Consider the following 18,558-nt stretch of genomic DNA (forward strand, 5'->3'; position numbering starts at 1 on the left):
GGTGAACTTCGGATTCAGTGCGATCCAGAGTCTCAAACAACGAATTTCATCGATCCGGGGTTGCCAGACCGACGAGTCCCGGTGCACAGTGGATGTGTGGCCAGTCGCAGCGCAGACTCCAGGAACGGGAACGGATCGCCCCCCGTGGTCGATGCCGTGTCCCTCGCGATCATCGAGCAGCTCCAGGAGGACGGGCGCCGCCCGTACGCCGCGATAGGCAAGGCCGTCGGCCTGTCCGAGGCGGCCGTACGGCAACGCGTCCAGAAGCTGCTCGACCAGGGAGTGATGCAGATCGTCGCCGTCACGGACCCGCTCACCGTGGGATTCCGGCGCCAGGCGATGGTCGGCATCAACGTCGACGGCGACCTCGACCCCGTGGCCGAGGCGTTGTCGGCCATGGCCGAGTGCGAGTACGTGGTGATGACCGCGGGCTCCTTCGACCTGATAGTGGAGATCGTCTGCGAGGACGACGACCACCTGCTGGAAACGATCAACAAACGCATCCGGGCCATCCCCGGCGTGCGCTCCACCGAGAGCTTCGTGTACCTGAAGCTCAAGAAGCAGACCTACATGTGGGGAACCCGATAGCCGTGAGCAAGGACCTCAGCCGAACCGCGTACGACCACCTGTGGATGCACTTCACCCGCATGTCGGACTATGCGAACGCGCCCGTTCCCACCATCGTGCGGGGTGAGGGCACCTACATCTTCGACGACCAGGGCAAGCGCTACCTCGACGGCCTGTCCGGCCTGTTCGTGGTCAACGCCGGCCACGGCCGTCACGAGCTCGCCGAGGCGGCCTACAAGCAGGGTCAGGAGCTGGGCTTCTTCCCGGTCTGGTCCTACGCCCACCCGAAGGCCGTCGAGCTCGCCGACCGCCTCGCCGACTACGCGCCGGGCGACCTCAACAAGGTCTTCTTCACCACCGGCGGTGGCGAGGCCGTAGAGACCGCCTGGAAGCTGGCCAAGCAGTACTTCAAGCTCCAGGGCAAGCCGACCAAGTACAAGGTCATCTCTCGCGCGGTCGCCTACCACGGCACCCCGCAGGGCGCCCTGTCGATCACCGGCCTGCCGGGCCTGAAGGCCCCCTTCGAGCCGCTGGTCCCCGGCGCGCACAAGGTCCCCAACACCAACATCTACCGCGCCCCGATCCACGGCGACGACCCGGTGGCCTTCGGCCGCTGGGCCGCCGACCAGATCGAGCAGCAGATCCTCTTCGAGGGCCCCGAAACCGTCGCCGCGGTCTTCCTGGAGCCGGTGCAGAACGCCGGTGGCTGCTTCCCGCCGCCGCCCGGTTACTTCCAGCGCGTGCGCGAGATCTGCGACAAGTACGACGTGCTGCTCGTCTCCGACGAGGTCATCTGCGCCTTCGGCCGCCTGGGCACCATGTTCGCCTGCGACAAGTTCGGCTACGTGCCGGACATGATCACCTGCGCCAAGGGCATGACCTCGGGCTACTCCCCCATCGGCGCCTGCATCGTCTCGGACCGGATCGCCGCGCCGTTCTACGAGGAGGGCAACACCTTCCTGCACGGCTACACCTTCGGTGGCCACCCGGTGTCCTCGGCGGTCGCTCTCGCCAACCTCGACATCTTCGAGCGCGAGGGCCTCAACCAGCACGTCCTGGACAACGAGAACGCCTTCTTCACCACGCTGCAGAAGCTGCTCGACCTGCCGATCGTCGGCGACGTCCGCGGCAACGGCTACTTCTACGGCATCGAGCTCGTGAAGGACAAGGCCACCAAGGAGACGTTCAGCGACGAGGAGACCGAGCGCGTCCTGTACGGGTTCCTCTCCAAGGCGCTCTACGACAACGGCCTGTACTGCCGTGCCGACGACCGCGGCGACCCGGTCGTCCAGCTCGCGCCGCCGCTGACCTCCGACCAGTCGACGTTCGACGAGATCGAGGGCATCCTGCGCAACGTCCTGACGCAGGCGTGGGCCAAGCTCTGACCGGCAGATCCGTCCGCCGACCGGCCACGGACCGGCCGGCGGACGGAATCCGGTGCCCGACCGCTGCCTGACGACCGCCCGACCGGCGGTCGTCCCCCACGGTCCACGACGGCCCGGGTGCCCCCATTCGAGTGGGATGGGGTGCACCCGGGCCGTGTGCTGTGTCCAGACCCCGGTCCGGGTCCCTACGGTGCCGAGTGACCGATCGGCCCCCGCATCGTTCCCCCGTACGGGGGACGGGACTTACGATCTGAACCGAGGTGTACACCATGGTGGCCCCGCCGGACAACGACGTGATCTGGGCGCGTTCCCTCCAGCACTCCCACAACGGCTCGCCCGCGCTCGGCGGAGTCTCCCTGGGCGTCCGCGACGGCGAGATCCTCGCCGTGACGGGCCCCAGAGGCAGCGGCAAGACGACCCTGCTGCTCTGCCTGTCCGGTCAGTTGGTGCCCGAGCAGGGCGAGGTGTGGTTCAACAGCGTCCCCGTCCACACCATGGGTCCCCGGCTGCGCGAACGGCTGCGCCGGGACAGGTTCGGCTGGATCGCCCCCGTACCGCAGCTCGTCCCGGAGCTGAACGCCTGGGAGAACGTGGCGCTTCCGCTGCTCCTGCGCGGCACCACGCACCGGGAGGCGAAGAAGACCGGCCTGGAGTGGCTGGAGCGGCTCGACATCGGCGCGTGCGCCAAGCAGCGGCCGCACACCCTGCTCCAGGGGGAGCGCCAGCGGATCGCCGTGGCCCGCGCGCTGGCCACCTCGCCGACGGTGATCTTCGCCGACGAGCCCACCGCGGCCCTGCACCGTGCCGACCGGGCGCACGTGCTGCGCACCCTCACCAGCGCGGCCCGCTCGCACCGCATCACGGTGGTGCTCGCCACCCATGACGCGGAGGTCGCCTCCCTCGCCGACCGTACGGCCCCGCTGCTGGACGGCCGCCGGGTCGCCACCGTCGCCCTGCCCGCCGTGTCCGATGCGGAGGGCCGCGCGGCGTGCTCGCTCTCCGTCTAGCCCGGGGTTCCCGTCCGCTGGTCCTGCTGCGCAGGCTGCTCGTCGCGGCAGCCTCCGCCGGGGTCGGCTTCCTGCTGCTGTGCGCCCTGGGCTACGCGTCGGGGCACCCGGACCGGCCCGCCGCTGCCCTGCTGCGGCTGCTGTGGTGCTGCGTACCGCTCGCCGCCACCGTGCAGTTCGCGGTCGCGGTGGCCCGTACGGATCCCAGCACCCGGCCGCGTTCCGGGCTGGCCGCCGTGGGCCTGGGGCCCGTGAAGCTCACCGTGCTGGCCGCCGTCTCCACCGCCGTCTCCTGCACGCTCGGATCGGTGGTGGCGCTGCTGGTCTTCCTGCACCTGCGCGGCGATCTGTCCGGGCTGCCGTTCGACGGCGCCGCGGCCGGACTGCTCGACGCCCGATCCCCGCTGCCGCTCGCCGCCGCACTGGTGCTGCTGTCCCTGGTCCCGGTGTCCGCGGCCGTCGCGAGCGGGATCGCGTTGCGCGAGCGGCCCGTGGTGGTCCCGCTGCCCGACGAGGGCCCCGCGGACGGCCCGCAGGAGGAACACCCTGCTCCGGCCACGCCCCCGGGCGGGCTGCCGTGGGGCGTGGCCCTGACCGCCGTGGGCCTCGCCGTCGAGGCGTACATGAGCCGTGGTGACGGGCACAGCCTGCTCCCGCTCCCGGGCCGGCTCGACGACAGCCCGGCCGGGGTGCTGGCGGGGTGGGCGCTGACGGCGGTCGGCCTGGCGATGGCCGGGCCCGGCCTGGCGTACCACTGCGGCCGGCTGCTGCAGTCGGCGCGCCCCGGTGCCGTACGGCTGCTGGCCGGACGGGTCCTCATGAACGAGGCGCGCCGGATCGGCGGGCCGCTCGGTGTGGTGTGCGCGGTGCTCTCGGCGGTGGTCGCCGTGTACACGCTGCACGGAACGGGGCCCCGGCCCTTCGGCCCGCTCACCGCGCTGGGCTCGGTGCTCGTCCTCGGCTGTACCGCGGCCACGCTGCTGACCTCGGCCCTGGAGGCCAGGCAGGACCGTGCCCGGACGTCACGGACGCTGCTGCGGCTCGGCACCCCGGCCTCGGCGCTGCGGTACGCGACGGCGCTGCGCGCCGTCGTCCTGCTGGCGGTGTTCGCCCCGCTGACCTGGCTGGTCGCCGAGCTGGCGGCGCTGCCGCTGACCGTCTGACGAGGCCGTCCCCGCGGGCGGCGGCCGTCGGGGGCGCGGGCCGGTCGCCCTCCGGTGGGGCGGCCCGCGTGTGCCGTCCCGGGGCCTCCCGGCCGCCCGGGGCCCGCGTCACCGTTCGGCGGGCAGCACCACGCACTCCGCCGCGTCGAAACGGACCCCGACCGTCTCCCCCTCCCCGGGGACGTCGCGCAGCGCGCACTCCGCCTCCAGAGCCGGACCGCGCTGCGGCGTCAGCCGTACGGCGACGCGATCGCCCCGGAACGTGCGGGCCCCGACCGCGCAGCGCAGCCCCTCCTCCGGGGCACCGATCCGCACCCCGGCCGGACGCACGAGCAGGGCGCGCTCCCCCTGCGGCGACCCCTCGGGCACCGGGACCCCGCCCCACGCCGTGTCGGCGACCGCGCCGTCCACCGTCGCCGCCACCACGTTGTCGAAGCCGAGGAACCGGGCGACGAACGCGGAGGCGGGCCGCTGCCACACCTCCAGCGGAGTGCCCGTCTGGGCGATGTGCCCGTCCCGCATCACCACCACCCGGTCGGCCAGCGCGAACGCCTCGCCCTGGTCGTGCGTGACGGCCAGCACCGTCGTGCCCAACCGGCCGAAGAGCGTGCGCAGTTCGGCCACGAGGCGTTCGCGCAGACCGCGGTCGAGCTGGCCGAGCGGCTCGTCCAGCATCAGCAGCTTGGGACGCGGGGCGAGCGCCCGCGCGAGGGCGACCCGTTGCTGCTCGCCTCCGGACAGCGCGGCGACGGCGCGCCGCTGGGCGCCCGGCAGGCCCACCAGGTCGAGGAGTTCGCCGACCCGGCGCTCCTGATCGCGCCGGGACACCCCGCGCATCCGCAGCCCGAACGCGACGTTGGCGCCGACGTCCCGGTGCGGGAAGAGCTGGTGGTCCTGGAACATCAGGCCGAGGCCCCGCCGGTGCACCGGCACCCCCGCCTGGTCCGCCCCGTCCAGCAGCACCCTGCCGCCGTCCGTCCTCTGGAGCCCGGCGACCACCCGCAGCAGGGTCGACTTGCCGCTGCCGCTCGGTCCCAGCACACAGACGATCTCGTGCTCGTCGACCTCCAGGTCCACCCGGTCGAGCGCGGTCCGCTCACCGAAGCGGACCGTGGCCGATTCCAGTGTCAGCATCGTCAGAACTCCCCGGACATCCCTAGAACTCGCCGGACCGGTCCGTGCGAATACGTTCGAGCAGCAGCAGCGAGACCGCGCAGACCACCATCAGAACGGTGCTGAGCGCCATCGCCTGGCCGTAGTTGAGCTCACCGGCCCGGCCCAGCAGCCGGGCCACCGCGACCGGCAGCGTCGGCCGGTCGGGCCGCGCGATGAACACCGTCGCACCGAACTCGCCGAGCGACACGGCGAACGCGAAACCGGCCGCGACCAGCAACGCCCGCCGTACCAGCGGGAGATCGACCTCCCGCCAGGCCCGCAGCGGCGACGCCCCGAGCACCGCGGCCGCCTCCCGGAGCCGGCCGTCCACCGCGCGCAGCACCGGCAGCATGGTCCGTACGACGAAGGGCACGCCGACCAGCGCCTGGGCGAGCGGCACCAGGATCCATGACGTGCGCAGGTCCAGTGGCGGCTTGTCCAGGGTGATCAGGAAGCCGAAGCCGACGGTGACCGCCGACACCCCGAGCGGCAGCATCAGCAGCGCGTCGAAACCGCGCACGAGCCGCCCCGCGCGCCGGGTCAGCGCCGCGGCGGCCAACCCGCCGACGACCAGCGCGATCACGGTCGCGACCAGCGCGTACGCCACGGAGTTCCCGATCGCTTCGAGCGGCGCGACCAGGAAGGTGCCGCCGCCCGCGTCCACGGACCCCAGGGCACGGTAGAAGTCGAGGCCGTGGCCGTCCGGGGTGTCCAGCGAGCGTTCCACCAGCACCGCGAGGGGCAGCAGGATCAGCACCAGCACGGTCAGCAGCACCGCGCCGAGCAGCGCCCACTGCCCGGCCCCGCGCGGCCTGCGGGCGGTCCGTTCCGGATCGACCAGCCTCAGCGCGGTCTCCCTGCGCCGTACGGTCCAGGCGTGCGCGGCGAGGATCGCGCCCACGGTGGCGAACTGCGTCAGCGTCAGCACGGCGGCCGTCGGAAGGGCGAGGAGCTGGGCGGTCTGCCGGTAGATCTCCACCTCCAGCGTGGCGTACCCGGGGCCGCCGAGGATCTGCACGACGCCGAAGGAGGTGAAGGTGAAGAGGAAGACCATCAGCGCGGCGGCGGCAACGGCGGGCGCGAGGGCCGGCAGCGTGACCCGCCGCCAGGCCGCGAACCGTCCGGCGCCCAGCACCCGGGCGGCCTCCTCCTGCCGCGGGTCGAGCTGCGCCCACAGACCGCCGACGGTCCGTACGACCACCGCGTAGTTGAAGAAGACATGAGCCAGGAGAATCGCCCACACCGTGGTGTCGAGGCGCACCCCCCAGAGTTCGTCGAGGAACCCGCCGCGACCCAGCATCGCCAGGAAAGCCGTCCCGACGACGACGGTCGGCAGGACGAACGGCACGGTGACCACCGCCCGCAGCAATTGCTTTCCGGGGAAGTCGAGGCGGGCGAAGACGTACGCGCCGGGCAGCGCGACGAGCAGCGTCAGCGCGGTCGAGGCGAGCGCCTGCCAGGTGGTGAACCACAGGACGTCACGGATCTCCGGCCGGGCCAGCACCTCACCGATCCGGCCGAACTGCCACACTCCGTCCGCCTTCAGCCCCCGGCCGACGATCGCGACGACGGGGTAGGCGAAGAACACCGCGAAGAACGCGAGGGGCACGGCCATCAGGGAGGGCCGCACCGCGCCCGCACCCAGGCGCCGGGCCGCCGTCCGCACCGCGTCCGTCGTACGCCCGGCGCGCGGGCGCGGACCCGTGATGTCCGCGCCCTTCGCCGCCGTGCCCGTCCCCTGTGCGGCGGTCCCGGCTACTTCACGACGAGCGAGGACCACGACTGGACCCACTGCTCACGGTTCTTGGCGATCAGGTCGGGGGCGACGGTCGTCGGCTTCTCGACGGTCTCTCCGAACTTCGTGAACAGCTCCGGCAGTTTCGCGTCCGACACGACCGGGTTCACGAACATGTTGAGCGGCATGTCCTCCTGGAACTTCTTGCCGATCAGGAAGTCCAGCAGTGCCTTGCCGCCCGCCTCGTTCCCGGCGCCGTCCAGCAGGCCCGCGAACTCGATCTGCCGGAAGCAGGTCCCGGTGGCGACCCCGGTCGGGGCCTCGGTCGGCTGCGGCTTCGCGTACAGCACCTCGACGGGCGGGCTGGAGGCGTACGAGACGACGAGCGGACGGTCGGCCTTGGCCTTCCTGCCGCCCGCGGAGCCGGAGAACTCCTCGTTGTACGCCTGCTCCCAGCCGTCGACGACCTTGACGCCGTTGTCCTTCAGCTTCTTCCAGTAGTCCTGGTAGCCCTTCTCGCCGTAGGCGGCGACGGTGCCGAGGAGGAAGCCGAGGCCGGGCGACGAGGTCGCCGCGTTCTCGGTGACCAGGAGGTTCTTGTACGCGGGCTTCGCCAGGTCGTCGAAGGTCCGCGGCGGGGCGAGCTTCTTGTCGGCGAAGTACTTCTTGTCGTAGTTCACGCAGACGTCGCCGGTGTCGACCGGCGTGACCCGGTGCTCGGCGTCCAGCCGGGTGGCGGCCGCGACCCGGTCGATGCCCTTCGCCTCGTACGGCGTGAACAGGCCGCTGTCCAGGGCGCGGGAGAGCAGCGTGTTGTCGACGCCGAAGAACACGTCTCCGCGCGGTGAGCCCTTGGTCAGGATCTCCTGGTTGAGCGCGACGCCCGCGTCGCCGCTCTTGAGGACCTTGACGGTGTAGCCGGTCTCCGCGGTGAACTCCTTCAGCACCGCATCGGACGCGTTGAAGGAGTCGTGGCTGACGAGCGTCACGGTCTTCGGATCGGTGCCCTTAGTGCCGCCGGAGCCGGAGGACGACGTGTCGGAACTCCCGCACCCGGCCAGTGCCGTGATGCCGAGCGCGGCCACGACGGCCGTGGCCGTGAGACGTACGGACCCGCGCGTGGTTCCCGTGGTCCTGCGCGTGGTGGTCATGATGGATTCCTCCTGGGTTTTGGCCAGGAAGAGACGCGGCCCCACCCGCGAGACGCGGGCAGGGCGCAACAGCATGAGTTGATGACCGAACTTCCTACCCGGAATGACCCGGGCGAGGTTCAGAGGGTCTGCGGACGACCGGTCCCCCGGTGCCGCACTCTCAGCGCTGTGGCGCTCCCCTGTCGGAATATGAAGTTGATTTCCGGACCAGGTTACACGGACCGCGCGGCCGGGCCGCCGGGGCCTCGTCGTCCGGTCGACGCCGGAGGCCCGCAGCCCTTGACGCCCCGTCCGCTCCGGATTCCTGCCGGACCACCGCGGCCCCGGCGAGCGCCGGGCCCGCCGCTCCCGTGGAACCGGCGGGCCGCTCTCAGCGCTCGCGGGCCCGGCGGACTTCGGCCTCGGCATCCCACGGACCCGGAGAACGCCTGCGTCAGCGCTCGGCCGCCGCCAGCTGTCCGCAGGCCCCGTCGATCTCCTGGCCCCGGGTGTCCCGTACGGTCACCGGCACCCCGTGCGCCGCGATGGCCTCGACGAACGCCTTCTCGTCCTCGGGCCGGGAGGCGGTCCACTTGGAGCCGGGCGTCGGGTTCAGCGGGATCAGGTTGACGTGCACCCGCTTGCCCTTGAGCAGCCGGCCGAGCAGGTCGCCCCGCCACGCCTGGTCGTTGATGTCCCGGATCAGCGCGTACTCGATGGAGACGCGGCGGCCGGACTTCTCCGCGTACTCCCACGCGGCGTCCAGCACCTCGCGCACCTTCCACCGGGTGTTCACCGGGACGAGGGTGTCGCGCAGCTCGTCGTCCGGCGCGTGCAGCGAGACGGCGAGACGGCACTTGAAGCCCTCGTCGGCGAAGCGCAGCATCGCGGGCACCAGCCCCACGGTGGAAACGGTGATCCCGCGCTGTGAGAGCCCCAGCCCGTCCGGCTCCGGATCGGTCAGCCGGCGGATCGCGCCGACCACGCGGTTGTAGTTGGCCAGCGGCTCGCCCATGCCCATGAAGACGATGTTGGAGAGCCGCGCCGGTCCTCCGGGCACCTCCCCGTCGCGCAGCGCCCGCATGCCGTCCACGATCTGGTGGACGATCTCCGCGGTCGACAGATTGCGGTCCAGACCGGCCTGCCCGGTGGCGCAGAACGGGCAGTTCATCCCGCAGCCCGCCTGCGAGGAGATGCACATCGTCACCCGCTCCGGGTAACGCATCAGGACGGACTCGACGAGCGTCCCGTCGTGCAGCTTCCACAGCGTCTTGCGGGTGGTGTCGTCGTCGCAGCTGATGTGGCGGACCACCGACATCAGCTCGGGGAACATCGCCTCGGCGAGCTTCTCCCGCGAGGCGGCCGGGATGTTGGTCCACTCGGCCGGGTCGTGCGCGTACCGCGCGAAGTAGTGCTGCGAGAGCTGCTGGGCGCGGAACGGCTTCTCGCCGATCGCGGCGACCGCCTCCTTGCGCTCGGCGGGCGTGAGGTCGGCGAGATGCCGCGGCGGCTTCTTGGCTCCGCGGGGTGCGACGAAAGTGAGTTCTCCGGGCTTAGGCATGGTCCGTCCAGTGTCGCAGACGCGACGACGAGGGCCCGCCGCCCTGTGGACAACGTCCCGTGGGCAGCGGGCCCTCGTCTGAGAACGCCCAGGTCGGGACGGGCGGACCGTCCCGCGGGCTCACAGCCTGCCGGGTGCTCTCAGCCGGAGCCGACGAACAGCACCAGCAGCAGCCAGACCACCGGAGCGGTCGGCAGCAGCGAGTCCAGCCGGTCCATAATCCCGCCGTGTCCCGGCAGCAGCGTGCCCATGTCCTTGATGCCGAGGTCCCGCTTGATCATCGACTCGCCCAGGTCGCCGAGGGTGGCGCTGACCGCGACCGCGAGCCCCAGCAGCAGCCCCTGCCACCAGGCACCGCCGTCGATCAGGAACTGCATGCACAGGGCACCCGCGACCATCGCGAAGGCGACGGCCCCGAAGAGGCCCTCGCGGGTCTTCCCGGGGCTGATGCGCGGCGCGAGCTTGTGCTTGCCGAAGCGCCAGCCGACGGCGTACGCCCCTGTGTCGCTGACCACGGTCAGCAGCAGGAAGGTGAGCACCCGCTGCGGTCCGTCGTCCGCGGTCAGGAGCATGGCGACGAACGTGGCGAGGAACGGCACGTAGAACGCGGCGAACACACCGGCCGTGACGTCCTTGAGGTAGCCCTCCGGAGGCTGGGCCATCCGCCAGACGAGAACCGCGAGCGCGGTCAGTGCCACGGCCACCCAGGCGCCCTCGGCGCCCTTCATGTACCCGGCCACCACCATCGCCGCACCGCCGACCGCCAGCGGCACGAGCGGCGCGTTGATGCCCTTGCGCTCCGACAGCCGTGAGGTGAGCTCCCACAGGCCCACGACGACGGCGACGACGATCACCCCGACGAAGACGGCCTTCACGACGAACAGCGAGGCGACGATGACGGCACCGAGCCCCACCCCGACCCCTATGGCGGCTCGCAGATCGCGGCCCGCACGTTTCTTCTGCGGGGACGGTGGCGCGGTGGGCATGGGCTCCTGCGGCTTCTCGTCACGGAACAGGGGGCCGCCGTTCGGGCGTGCGCCCCCCTGCTCCCGGTCGTCACGGTCGTCAGCGTCTCCACCTGTGTCAGGGGCGTCCGGCACGATGGGCATGGGCCGAGTCTGCTGGGCGTCATGCACATCGTGCGCGGGACCCGCCGGGGCAGCACGCATCTCGGGCGCAGCCCACGGACCGGCTCCCGGCGTGGCGCCCCAGGAAGAGTCGTTCATCAGACTTCGAGCAGCTCGGCTTCCTTGTGCTTGAGCAGCTCGTCGACCTGTGCGACGTACTTCGCGGTGGTGTCGTCGAGCTCCTTCTCGGCGCGACGCACCTCGTCCTCGCCGGTCTCCTTGTCCTTGACCAGCTTGTCGAGCGCTTCCTTGGCCTTGCGGCGCACGGCCCGGATGGAGATGCGGGAGTCCTCGGCCTTGGTCCTCGCGACCTTGATGTAGTCGCGGCGGCGCTCCTCGGTGAGCTCCGGGAAGGTCACCCGGATGATATTGCCGTCGTTGCTCGGGTTGACGCCGAGGTCCGAGTCGCGGATGGCCTGCTCGATGTTGCGCAGCGCGCTCTTGTCGAACGGCGTCACGACGGCCATGCGGGGCTCGGGCACCGAGAACGAGGCGAGCTGGTTGATCGGGGTCAGCGCACCGTAGTAGTCGGCGACGATCTTGTTGAACATCGCCGGGTGGGCGCGGCCGGTCCGGATCGCGGCGAAGTCCTCTTTCGCGACGACGACGGCCTTCTCCATCTTCTCCTCGGCCTCGAGGAGGGTTTCTTCGATCACCACGTGCTCCTGCGTGTCTTGAGTGGGCCCGGCGTGCTCGGGCCCGCGGATCTGCGTCGCGTCCTCACCTGCACGGTGTCCGACCGGCAGGCCGTTGTCCATCCTCCGGGGCGCCGTGCCGGGGCTTTCCCCGCGGGTCCCGGACCCTGCCCGCGGCTTCCCGGGGACGTTTCCCGGTCCTCAGGCCCGGGTGCCCTGGTCACTCACGAGCGTGCCGATCTTCTCACCCTTGACCGCGCGGGCGATATTGCCCGTGGCCGTCAGCTCGAAGACGAGGATCGGCAGCTCGTTGTCACGGCAGAGCGTGATGGCGGTGGCGTCGGCGACCTTGAGATCGCGCGCGAGCACCTCGCCGTATTCGAGCGCGTCGAACTTCACCGCGTCGGGGTTGCTCTTCGGGTCGGAGTCGTAGACCCCGTCCACACCGTTCTTGCCCATCAGCAGGGCCTGGGCGCCGATCTCCAGGGCCCGCTGGGCGGCGGTGGTGTCGGTGGAGAAGTACGGCATGCCCATGCCCGCGCCGAAGATGACGACGCGACCCTTCTCCAGGTGCCGCACGGCGCGCAGCGGAATGTACGGCTCCGCGACCTGACCCATGGTGATGGCCGTCTGGACGCGGGAGTCGATGCCCTCCTTCTCCAGGAAGTCCTGGAGCGCCAGACAGTTCATGACCGTGCCGAGCATGCCCATGTAGTCGGACCGGGCCCGGTCCATGCCGCGCTGCTGGAGTTCGGCGCCGCGGAAGAAGTTCCCGCCGCCGATCACGACCGCGATCTGTGCGCCGTCACGGACGACCGCCGCGATTTCCCTGGCGATGGCGTGTACGACGTCGGGGTCGACACCGAGTCCCCCGCCGCCGGCGAACGCCTCTCCGGACAGCTTCAGCATGAAGCGCCCGGGTACCTTGTCGTCATCGCGCTTGTGGTCGCCTTTGGCGGCGTCCGCGCCCTTGTTCATGGAGATTCTCCTCGTGCACATACCAAGAAGGCCATTGCCGGTGGGTCTGGTGTCCCTCAGCGGCAATGGCCTCCTCGTCAGATCTGCGGTCATACGGCATGGGTGCGGCCGACGACTGCACCGGACCCCCTGAGGGATCCACCGTTGTTCGCGGACGAACTCAGATGCCGACCTTGATGCGCGAGAAGCGCTTCAGGGTGACACCGGCCTCGTCCAGAACCTTCTGGACCGACTTCTTGTTGTCCTTGGCGAACGCCTGCTCCAGAGCGACGACCTCCTTGAAGAAGCCGTTGACCCGCCCCTCGACGATCTTCGGGAGAGCGGCCTCGGGCTTGCCCTCCTCGCGGGAGGTGGCCTCGGCGACACGGCGCTCGTTCTCGACCGTCTCGGCCGGGACGTCCTCGCGGCTGAGGTACTTCGGGGCGAAGGCGGCGATGTGCTGCGCGACGTCCTTGGCGACCTCGGCGTTCTCCTTGTCCAGCTCGACCAGGACGCCGACCTGCGGCGGGAGGTCGGGCATGGTGCGGTGCATGTACGCGGCCACGTAACCGCCGGTGAACTGCGCGAAGCGGTCCAGGACGATCTTCTCGCCGAGGTTGGCGTTGGCCTCGTCGACGTACGCCTGGACGGTCTTGCCGGCCTCGATCTCGGAGGCGAGCAGCGCGGCCAGGTCGGCCGGGGAGGTTGCGGCGACGTGCGCGGCGAGCGTGTTGGCGACGCTCTGGAACTTCTCGCCCTTGGCGACGAAGTCCGTCTCGCACTTCAGCTCGAGCAGGACGCCGGAGGTCTTGTCCTCGGAGATGAGGGAGACGACGGCACCGTTCTCGGCGGAACGGCCCTCGCGCTTGGCGACGCCCTTCTGGCCCTTGATACGGAGCGCCTCGACGGCCTTCTCGACGTTGCCCTCGGCCTCGTCCAGCGCCTTCTTGCAGTCCATCATGCCGGCGCCGGTCAGCTCGCGGAGCTTCTTGACGTCAGCGGCGGTGTAGTTCGCCATGAGTCTGTGTTTCTCTCTCGAAGTCTGAAAGATCTACGGGTGAACGGCGGGGGCGGTGCTCGTGGCACCGGCCCCCGCCGTCATCAGCCGTGACGGGTGTCAGGCCTGCTCGGCGTCCGCGGCCGGGGCTTCGGCCTTGTCGGCGTCCGCGGCCTTCTCGGTCTCGGCGGAGGACTGGACCTCGGCGTCGGCCTTCTTGTCGCCCTCGAGCAGGTCGCGCTCCCACTCGGCGAGCGGCTCACCGGCGGCCTTCTCGCCCGGCTTCGAGTCACCGGTGGCGGCACCGGAGCGGGCGATGAGGCCCTCGGCGACGGCGTCGGCGATCACGCGGGTGAGCAGGGTGACGGAGCGGATCGCGTCGTCGTTGCCCGGAATCTTGTAGTCGACCTCGTCGGGGTCGCAGTTGGTGTCGAGGATCGCGACGACCGGGATGTTGAGCTTGCGAGCCTCGCCGACGGCGATGTGCTCCTTCTTGGTGTCGACGATCCAGACGGCGCTCGGCACCTTCTGCATCTCGCGGATACCACCGAGGGTCTTCTCCAGCTTGGCCTTCTCGCGCGAGAGGACCAGGAGCTCCTTCTTGGTGAGACCGGAGGCGGCCACGTCCTCGAAGTCGATGAGCTCCAGCTCCTTCAGGCGCTGGAGGCGCTTGTAGACGGTGGAGAAGTTGGTGAGCATGCCACCGAGCCAACGCTGGTTGACGTACGGCATACCGACGCGCGTCGCCTGCTCGGCGATGGCCTCCTGGGCCTGCTTCTTGGTACCGACGAACATGATGGAGCCGCCGTGGGCGACGGTCTCCTTGACGAACTCGTAGGCGCGGTCGATGTACGACAGCGACTGGAGCAGGTCGATGATGTAGATGCCGTTGCGCTCGGTGAAGATGAAGCGCTTCATCTTCGGGTTCCAACGACGGGTCTGGTGACCGAAGTGGACGCCGCTCTCCAGCAGCTCCCGCATCGTGACGACGGCCATGGCCGTACTCCTTGGGGTACTCGGTTGTCGCGACCGCAGGATTGCTGTCGCGCCTGACGCCCCGACGCGCCGTGCCACGAAGGACCGAGGAGCGCGGCCACCGTCCGCGAAGAGGGAGGTGGCGGGGCGTGCGAAGTCGACCCGGTGACCCGGATCGCCATAGGAAGTGTACGGGACGGGCCGGGTGCCGGGTGACGGCGCTGTCCACAACCGGTCGGTAGTCCACAGATCCGGTTCGTGATCCCCCGCGGATCCGGGCGGTGCGGGACGGTTCTGCCATGCGACCCGCACCTGATCCGAGGGCTTCCCGCCGCGCGCCCGTCCGTGGGCGTCGGCTCCGTGCCGTGCATGCCGTGATGGCGACGGCCGGCCTTCTCGCGCTGCTGTACGGCGCCGCGACCGGGGCACCGGTGTCCGGGCACCCGACCGCCCCCGCCGTGGCGGCCTTCCCGGCCGCGCCCGTGGGTGACCCCGTGCCCGTACCGGCGCGCGACCCGGTTCCCGAGCCGCCGCCCGCACCTGATCCCGCGCCCGCGCCGCCGCCCGTGGGTGATCCCGCGCCCGAGCCCCTCCCCGCCCCGCCGTCGCAGTCGGACGGCGCCCGGAGCCGGCCGCTCGCCGGACGGCTCGCGATCGTCCGGGGCTGGGAACCACCGGCCAGCGCCTACGGGCGGGGCCACCGCGGAGTGGATCTCGCCGCGGCGCCGGGCGCGGCGGTGCTCGCGGCAGCCACGGGACGCGTCTCCTTCGCGGGGCGGGTCGCGGGGCGCGGGGTGGTGACCATCGAGGTGGCCGACGGCGGCGACCCGCCGCTGCGGACAAGCTACGAGCCGGTGCGCGCGCTCGTCACCGCGGGCGAGCGGGTGGAGGGCGGTCAGCGCGTCGGGGTGATGGAGGCCGGGCCGTTCCACTGCCCGGCGGGCTGTCTGCACTGGGGGCTGCGGCGCGGTGACACGTATCTGGACCCGCTGTCGCTGCTGCCGCCCGAGCTGCTGCGGCGGGGCCCGTCCCGTCTGCTGCCGGTGTTCGGCGTGCCGGAACCGGGCGGGTCGGCCGACGGGGCCGGGGACGGACTCGCCGCCCCCGGCGTTCTGCTCGCCGCCTCGCGACGCGCCCTACCGCCGCGCGCCGCCCGACGGCCCGCTGTCAGCCCCGTGCGCCCTGTACGCCGCGCAGAACCATGGCCACGGCGGTGTCCGCGATCACGGCGGGCTCCTCCGCCACGCCGAGCTCGATACGCCGGACCGCGGCGTCCACGGAGCCCTGTACCAGCATCGCCGCAAGCCGCGGCTGCTCGTGGCCCAGTTCACCGAGCGCCTCGACGATCATGGCGATCAGGCCGCCGTGCGCGGCTCTGATCTTCTCGCGGGCCCCGGCGTCCAGCTCGCTCGCCGAGATCGCGACGACCGCCCGGTGGCGGCGGTCGCCGACGAGGTCCAGCTGCCGACGCACATACGCCTCGATCTTCCCCTCGGGCGTGCCGGCCTGCTCCATCGCGCTCTCGACCTCCGCCGCCCAGACAGGGAAGTCGACGGCGCACAGCTCCTCGACGACGGCCGCCCGGGAGCGGAAGTACTCGTAGACGGAGGACCTGGCGAGGCCCGTGCGCTCGGCGAGGGCGGGGAAGGTCAGCGCCTCCGTACCGCCCTCGGACAGCAGGGAGCGGGCGGCGTCCAGGAGGGCGCCGCGCTGCATGGTCCGGTGCTCGGCCACCGAGGCCGCTCGAATCCTGGGCACGGGTCCACTTTACGGCGAGCGGTGTTCGAGCGGGGGTGGGCGGCCCCGATCAGTGGCCGAAGCCATGCGCGCGGCACGGGCCGACGATGGTCTCAGCGTCCGGCTTCGGCCAGTTTCGCGCGCAGTTGCAGCACCGATTTGGTGTGGATCTGGCTGACCCGGCTCTCGGTGACGCCCAGCACGTTTCCGATCTCGGCGAGGGTGAGGCCCTCGTAGTAGTAGAGCGTGACCACCGTCTTCTCACGCTCCGGGAGGGTGTTGATCGCCCGGGCGAGCAGCCGCCTGAGCTCGCGGTCCTCGGCGACCTCGACCGGGTCGTCGGCGGTGGTGTCCTCCAGCGTGTCCATCAGGCTCAGCCGGTCGCCGCCCTCGCCGCCGACGTGCAGCAGTTCCTCCAGCGCGACCACGTTCGCCAGGGACAACTGGCTGAAGACCGAGTGCAGTTCCTCCAGCGTGATACCCATTTCGGCGGCGACCTCCGGCTCGGAGGGGGTGCGCCGCAGCTGCGCCTCCAGGGTGGCGTAGGCACGCTCCACGGCCCGCGCCTTCTGACGCACCGAGCGCGGGATCCAGTCCAGCGCCCGCAGCTCGTCGATCATGGCGCCCCTGATGCGCGTGATCGCGTACGTCTCGAACTTGATCGCGCGCTCGATGTCGAACTTCTCGATCGCGTCGATCAGCCCGAACACCCCCGAGGAGACGAAGTCGGCCTGCTCTACGTTGGAGGGCAGGCCCACGCTCACCCGGCCCGCGACGTACTTCACCAACGGGGAGTAGTGCAGGATCAACTGCTCCCGCAGCCGCTCGTCGCCCGTGGACTTGTAGGAGCGCCACAACTCGTCGAGCGAGGAGGGGGCGGGAGGGCGCACAGTGCCACGCGCAGCCGGTGGTACTGCCGCGCGGTCAGACCCGGAGGTGTGCTGGGGCATGTGGTGCCTTGAGCCGTTCTGCCGTGAAGTGGTGGGGCCGGGAGACTTGTGTCGGATGCGGAGTCGTCGTGAGCGTAGCGTGATTACGGCGTCGCGGTCCGCGCAGGGCTGCGGATCGACGCCGTGCGATTCCGGCCGATCGGGCACGACTGCGGTCCGGGACCGTCACCGCGTACGGCGGCCCCGGACGTGCCGCTGAAGGGCCGGCGAGGGTCATCGGCTTCACCTTTTCACCCGAATGCGCCAGGTCAAGAACCGCCTCGCCGCGCGTCGCCATTGCATGTCCGCCTCCGCGTCAACTGCCATCCGTCGCCATGTCGTTCGACGAACCCCAGTGAGTGCAGTTCGTACAACCGACCGAAGGCCTCGTCGGTACTGGTTCCGGCCGCGCGGGCGACGTCACGGCCGGTGACGATGCCGCTGTACGGCAGCGCGTCGAGAACCCGTGCGGCGTCGGCGTCCAGCAGGTCCCGCGGGTGGACGCGGCCCTGCGCGAGAGGGGCGAGAGCGCCGATGTCACCCACCAGTTCGACGACTTCCGCGGCACTGGTCACCAGGACGCCCTCGCCTCGCAGGAGTTCGTGGACGCCCGCGGACAACCCGCTGGTGGCCGGGCCGGGCACGCCCATCGTGAAGCGGCCGAGCCGCTGTGCGGCGCGTGCGGTGACGAGCGAACCGCTGCGGTGCTCGGCCTCGACCACGACGGTCCCGCGCGTCAACGCGGCGATGACCCGGTTCCGCAGAATGAATCTGCTGCGCGTCGGATGATCGGACGGCGGCAATTCGCCGACGACGAGTCCCTGTTCCGTCATGCGTCCGATCAACTCGGCGTGTCCCCGGGGATAGGCGACGTCCACCCCGCAGGCCAGGACCGCCATCGTCGCCCCGCCGACGGCGAGCGCGCCGCGGTGCGCCGCCCCGTCCACGCCGAAGGCCGCTCCCGACACGACGACCCACCCCAGCTCCGCGAGCCCCGCGCCGAGACTCGCCGCCATGTGGGACCCGTACGGCGTACAGGCCCGGGCACCGACCACGGCGACCGAGCGCAGCGCCCAGAGCCGCAGGTCACACGGCCCGCGCACCCACAGGCCCGTCGGTCTGGCGTCCCCCAGGTCGTCGAGTTGACCGGGCCACTCCAGCTCGCCGGGGCAGACGAACCGCCCGCCGAGCGCGGCGACCGCCGCCAGGTCCCGCTCCGGTTCGACGTCCTCGGCCCGTAGGCGGTAACCGCCGAGACGTTTCGCGGTCATGCCCTCCAGCCGTTCCGCGCTGCCGTCCCCGGCCCTGATCCGCCGCAGCAGCTCGACCGCCCCGTACTCGCGCAGCCATCGGCCGCCCCGCTCGTCCCCCGGCTCCAGAATGCGGGTCAGCGCGACCCGCGCCAGCCGTTCCCCGTCGTCGGGCACCGTTCCCTCTCCCTCCGCCGCGCCGCGCCCGGACCGCGGTCCCATTCCCTCGCCGCGCTCCGGTGACCGGT

Annotated in this window: 16 protein-coding genes, 1 pseudogene and 1 riboswitch; of the genes and pseudogenes, 5 read left to right on the forward strand and 12 right to left on the reverse strand. The window is 71.4% G+C overall.

The window, feature by feature from the left end; translation table 11 throughout:
* Nucleotides 1-81 precede the first annotated feature (81 nt).
* The 4 genes from AB0E67_RS00345 to AB0E67_RS00360 all read left to right on the forward strand — a co-directional run bounded on the left by AB0E67_RS00345 (nt 82) and on the right by AB0E67_RS00360 (nt 4,122).
* Nucleotides 82-588: an Lrp/AsnC family transcriptional regulator gene (locus tag AB0E67_RS00345; RefSeq protein ID WP_362018978.1), complete on the forward strand. Its 507-nt coding sequence runs from the start codon at nt 82-84 to the stop codon at nt 586-588.
* Entirely contained in the window at nt 573-1,952 is a 1,380-nt protein-coding gene (locus AB0E67_RS00350; protein ID WP_362018981.1) for an aspartate aminotransferase family protein, read from the forward strand. Before AB0E67_RS00345 ends, AB0E67_RS00350 begins: the two co-directional genes overlap by 16 nt.
* 269 nt (nt 1,953-2,221) lie before the next feature.
* Nucleotides 2,222-2,959, forward strand: a complete 738-nt coding sequence (locus AB0E67_RS00355; RefSeq protein ID WP_362018984.1) for an ATP-binding cassette domain-containing protein — start codon at nt 2,222-2,224, stop codon at nt 2,957-2,959.
* Entirely contained in the window at nt 2,941-4,122 is a 1,182-nt protein-coding gene (locus AB0E67_RS00360) for a hypothetical protein (RefSeq protein WP_362018986.1), read from the forward strand. The genes AB0E67_RS00355 and AB0E67_RS00360 overlap by 19 nt, the downstream gene beginning before the upstream one ends.
* A 108-nt stretch (nt 4,123-4,230) precedes the next feature.
* On the opposite strand, the gene AB0E67_RS00365 is transcribed toward AB0E67_RS00360, so the two are convergent.
* The 9 genes from AB0E67_RS00365 to rpsB all read right to left on the reverse strand — a co-directional run bounded on the left by AB0E67_RS00365 (nt 4,231) and on the right by rpsB (nt 14,415).
* Nucleotides 4,231-5,256 carry an ABC transporter ATP-binding protein gene (locus tag AB0E67_RS00365; protein ID WP_362018989.1) on the reverse strand — a complete coding sequence of 342 codons (1,026 nt, stop codon included), beginning with the start codon at nt 5,254-5,256 and terminating at the stop codon, nt 4,231-4,233.
* A gap of 22 nt (nt 5,257-5,278) precedes the next feature.
* On the reverse strand, nt 5,279-6,892 hold the full coding sequence (locus AB0E67_RS00370) for an iron ABC transporter permease (protein WP_362021316.1): 1,614 nt from the start codon (nt 6,890-6,892) through the stop codon (nt 5,279-5,281).
* 140 nt (nt 6,893-7,032) lie between these two features.
* Nucleotides 7,033-8,163: a thiamine ABC transporter substrate-binding protein gene (locus AB0E67_RS00375; RefSeq protein ID WP_362018992.1), complete on the reverse strand. Its 1,131-nt coding sequence runs from the start codon at nt 8,161-8,163 to the stop codon at nt 7,033-7,035.
* Nucleotides 8,164-8,236: 73 nt separating this feature from the next.
* A riboswitch (TPP riboswitch) is annotated at nt 8,237-8,354 on the reverse strand.
* A 242-nt stretch (nt 8,355-8,596) separates the two neighbouring features.
* Nucleotides 8,597-9,703, reverse strand: a complete 1,107-nt coding sequence (gene rlmN, locus AB0E67_RS00380) for a 23S rRNA (adenine(2503)-C(2))-methyltransferase RlmN (protein WP_351516841.1) — start codon at nt 9,701-9,703, stop codon at nt 8,597-8,599.
* Between the two features lie 140 nt (nt 9,704-9,843).
* Nucleotides 9,844-10,929, reverse strand: coding sequence for a phosphatidate cytidylyltransferase (locus AB0E67_RS00385; protein WP_362018995.1), 1,086 nt, complete (start codon nt 10,927-10,929; stop codon nt 9,844-9,846).
* Entirely contained in the window at nt 10,929-11,486 is a 558-nt protein-coding gene (frr, locus tag AB0E67_RS00390) for a ribosome recycling factor (RefSeq protein ID WP_335938695.1), read from the reverse strand. The genes AB0E67_RS00385 and frr overlap by 1 nt, the downstream gene beginning before the upstream one ends.
* Nucleotides 11,487-11,666: 180 nt before the next feature.
* Nucleotides 11,667-12,443: a UMP kinase gene (gene pyrH, locus AB0E67_RS00395; RefSeq protein ID WP_362018999.1), complete on the reverse strand. Its 777-nt coding sequence runs from the start codon at nt 12,441-12,443 to the stop codon at nt 11,667-11,669.
* A gap of 160 nt (nt 12,444-12,603) precedes the next feature.
* Nucleotides 12,604-13,440, reverse strand: a complete 837-nt coding sequence (gene tsf, locus AB0E67_RS00400) for a translation elongation factor Ts (RefSeq protein WP_362019002.1) — start codon at nt 13,438-13,440, stop codon at nt 12,604-12,606.
* A 99-nt stretch (nt 13,441-13,539) separates the two neighbouring features.
* Nucleotides 13,540-14,415, reverse strand: a complete 876-nt coding sequence (rpsB, locus tag AB0E67_RS00405; RefSeq protein ID WP_351516836.1) for a 30S ribosomal protein S2 — start codon at nt 14,413-14,415, stop codon at nt 13,540-13,542.
* A 596-nt stretch (nt 14,416-15,011) separates the two neighbouring features.
* Between rpsB and AB0E67_RS00410 the strand changes: the two are divergent.
* Nucleotides 15,012-15,458 (forward strand): annotated as a pseudogene (locus AB0E67_RS00410) (peptidoglycan DD-metalloendopeptidase family protein); the annotation flags it as partial.
* A 103-nt stretch (nt 15,459-15,561) separates the two neighbouring features.
* On the opposite strand, the gene AB0E67_RS00415 reads toward AB0E67_RS00410, so the two are convergent.
* From AB0E67_RS00415 to dprA, 3 genes are all read right to left on the reverse strand, one after another.
* Nucleotides 15,562-16,128 (reverse strand): helix-turn-helix domain-containing protein, encoded by a 567-nt coding sequence (locus AB0E67_RS00415; protein WP_362021319.1) that lies wholly within the window; start codon nt 16,126-16,128, stop codon nt 15,562-15,564.
* A 116-nt stretch (nt 16,129-16,244) separates the two neighbouring features.
* Nucleotides 16,245-17,081 carry an RNA polymerase sigma factor WhiG gene (gene whiG / locus AB0E67_RS00420; RefSeq protein ID WP_362019005.1) on the reverse strand — a complete coding sequence of 279 codons (837 nt, stop codon included), beginning with the start codon at nt 17,079-17,081 and terminating at the stop codon, nt 16,245-16,247.
* Between the two features lie 248 nt (nt 17,082-17,329).
* Nucleotides 17,330-18,532, reverse strand: a complete 1,203-nt coding sequence (dprA, locus tag AB0E67_RS00425) for a DNA-processing protein DprA (protein WP_362019008.1) — start codon at nt 18,530-18,532, stop codon at nt 17,330-17,332.
* Nucleotides 18,533-18,558: the final 26 nt, after the last annotated feature.

Origin of the sequence: Streptomyces sp. NPDC032161, from assembly GCF_040636995.1 — a bacterium.
Lineage (GTDB): Bacteria > Actinomycetota > Actinomycetes > Streptomycetales > Streptomycetaceae > Streptomyces.